The 2,859-nt window shown below is 46.3% G+C and carries 1 protein-coding gene; it reads left to right on the forward strand.

The window, feature by feature from the left end; all coding sequences use genetic code 11:
• Window positions 1-635: 635 nt before the first annotated feature.
• Window positions 636-2,810 (forward strand): glutamine synthetase III, encoded by a 2,175-nt coding sequence (locus QUA50_RS02290; RefSeq protein ID WP_333260639.1) that lies wholly within the window; start codon window positions 636-638, stop codon window positions 2,808-2,810.
• The last annotated feature ends 49 nt before the right edge of the window (window positions 2,811-2,859 follow it).

The following is a 2,859-nucleotide window of genomic DNA, read 5'->3' on the forward strand; positions in this document are numbered from 1 at the left end:
AATCTAAAATCTAAAATCGATATGCCCCATGCCCCATGCCTTGTTACACTGGAATCCTGCGGTTGTGCGCGATCGGTGCGATCGGCCTTTCTGAAAAAAAACATAAAATTCTGTAGCCTGCGATACATTTATTTAGTTAATGATTGTTTAAACTCTCCAAGTGTAGATTGTGTACTCTCCATAATTCTCCAAAACTCCTAAACGAGTGCGTTGTTTGCTGGACTGCGATTTATCGATCGTCGAACCGTTAAAAACCATAAGTAGTTTTGACCTGAATTCATCGGAATTGATTCGCACAAAATTTTTGAGCTGACCAGGGTGAAGATTAATTACTAAATTTGTGCAGTGCAGACATCTATAATGTTGACTCAAGTTTGTACAGGCTCTTGCCATCTATCTTCTTGCTAATAACCGAAATCCAACCGCATCTCACACTGGATTGTCACACCCGATGGACGGCGAAGTCATTGTGCATCGCTCCTCCAATCTTTTAGAGTCTGCCAAAAAGGCATTCTCCCAAAAGTTAGCTTTGACTAAAAACGTTGGGTAAATCCAACATATTCGTCAATCGTTAGACTTTTGCTAACATCTATTTTTTCTCAACTACTCGTCCCGCAATACCAATAAAAATAACCATGAGTGGAAACGAATCGCGCGTTCAAGCAATTTCTCAAATCGTCAACCGCAAACTGATGCCTAGTCGGCCTCCCAAGCGGCTAGAAGATATGTGGGCAACAGACGTTTTTACTCTGAGCAAGATGCAAGAAAGTCTGCCCAAAAGCATTTTCAAATCAGTAAAAAACACCGTTCAAACAGGCCAAAAACTCGATGCTTCCGTAGCTGATGTAGTTGCAGTAGCAATGAAAGATTGGGCTATTTCCAAAGGAGCCCTCTACTACGCCCACGTATTCTACCCGCTAACCAACGGTACTGCCGAAAAGCACGACGGTTTCATCTCAGTGCAAGGCGACGGCTCCGTCATCTCAGAATTTGCAGGCAAAGTTCTCGTACAAGGCGAACCCGATGGCTCCTCATTCCCCAACGGCGGCATCCGTTCCACCGCCGCCGCTCGCGGATATACAGCCTGGGATGTCACCAGCCCTGCTTATGTCATGGAAACCGACAACGGCATGACATTGTGCATTCCCACTGTTTTCATCTCCTGGACAGGTGAAGCCTTAGACAAGAAAACGCCGCTTTTGCGTTCCATTGCCGCCATGAACAAAGCAGCAACTAGAGTGTTAAAGCTATTAGGAAATACCGAAATTGCTCCGGTAAATTCCAGTTGCGGTTCCGAACAAGAATACTTCCTGGTAGATTCCAATTTCACCAACAACCGCCCCGATTTACTGCTAGCAGGTCGCACCCTTTTCGGCAAAGCTCCTGCCAAAGGTCAGCAATTTGACGACCACTATTTTGGAGCGATTCCAGAGCGCGTTCAAGTCTTCATGCAGGAAGTAGAAGAAAGAATGTACCGGCTGGGAATTCCTGCCAAAACCCGCCACAACGAAGTCGCTCCCGGTCAGTTTGAAATTGCACCAGTTTTTGAAGCAGCAAACGTCGCCAGCGACCACCAACAATTAACCATGACAATTCTCCGCAACACTGCGAAGAAACACGGTTTTATGTGTTTGCTGCACGAGAAGCCTTTCGCCGGCATTAACGGTTCTGGCAAACACGTCAACTGGTCGGTCGGTAACGCCACCCAAGGAAACTTATTAGACCCAGGCGATACACCGCACTCGAACATACAATTTCTAGTCTTCTGCGGCGCTGTGATTCGCGGAGTTCACAAATACGGGCCGCTATTGCGCGCGGTAGTTGCTACTGCCAGCAACGACCACCGATTGGGTGCAAATGAGGCTCCACCAGCAATTATCTCTGTCTATTTGGGTTCGCAATTAGAAGATATCTTCGGGCAAATTAGCCGGGGAGAAGTTAAGGACTCTAAAGGTCGGGGAATTATGAACTTAGGTGTAGAAACACTGCCTACTTTCATGAAGGATGCTGGAGACAGAAACCGGACTTCGCCCTTTGCTTTTACTGGAAACCGGTTTGAATTCCGGGCCGTAGGTTCCGGTCAGTCTGTTTCCGGGCCGCTGGTGGCGATGAATACAATTCTTGCAGATTCTTTGGACTGGATTGCTAACAAATTAGAAAGCGATTTGGCTAAGGGAACTGAACTGAATGCTGCCATCCAAACCATTCTCAAAGAAGTGATGGACGAGCACGGTGCGGTTGTATTTGGTGGCGACGGCTATTCGGAAGAATGGCACAAAATGGCCGTTGAGGAACGGGGTTTAGCTAACTTGCGGACTACGGCAGATGCTTTACCCGTGTTGAAGGAAGGATACATTGAAGACTTGTTTGAAAAGACAGGTGTTCTGACTCCAGTTGAATTGGAAAGCCGTTACGATGTTTATGCTGAGCAGTATTTGCTGGCAATTGAAGTCGAAGCAAAACTGGTAATAAGCATGGCAAAAACCATTGTTTACCCCGCAGCGTTGAGGTATTTAGCTGAACTTTCCGGCACGATTTCTAAATTGAAAGAGATTGGAATTGAAATGGAAAAGGAAAGTGCCGAAAAAGTAGCGGTGCTAGTTAAGTCCATGATGGATACTGCGAGCAAATTGAGCGCGGCTTTGAGCAAGCACGATTTTGCTTCGACAGAAGACCATATGCAGTATGCTTCGCAAACAATTCGTCCTTTGATGGATGAGGTTCGCAAGTATGCGGATGCTCTGGAAGGTGAAGTGGCTGATGATTTGTGGCCTCTGCCTACTTATCAAGAAATGCTGTTTGTTAAGTAAGGAATGAGAATGAAATAACTTCCACTCTTGAAAGTGGGATGGGCGTCCC

Source organism: Microcoleus sp. M2_D5, from assembly GCF_036701935.1.
Taxonomy (GTDB): domain Bacteria; phylum Cyanobacteriota; class Cyanobacteriia; order Cyanobacteriales; family Microcoleaceae; genus Microcoleus.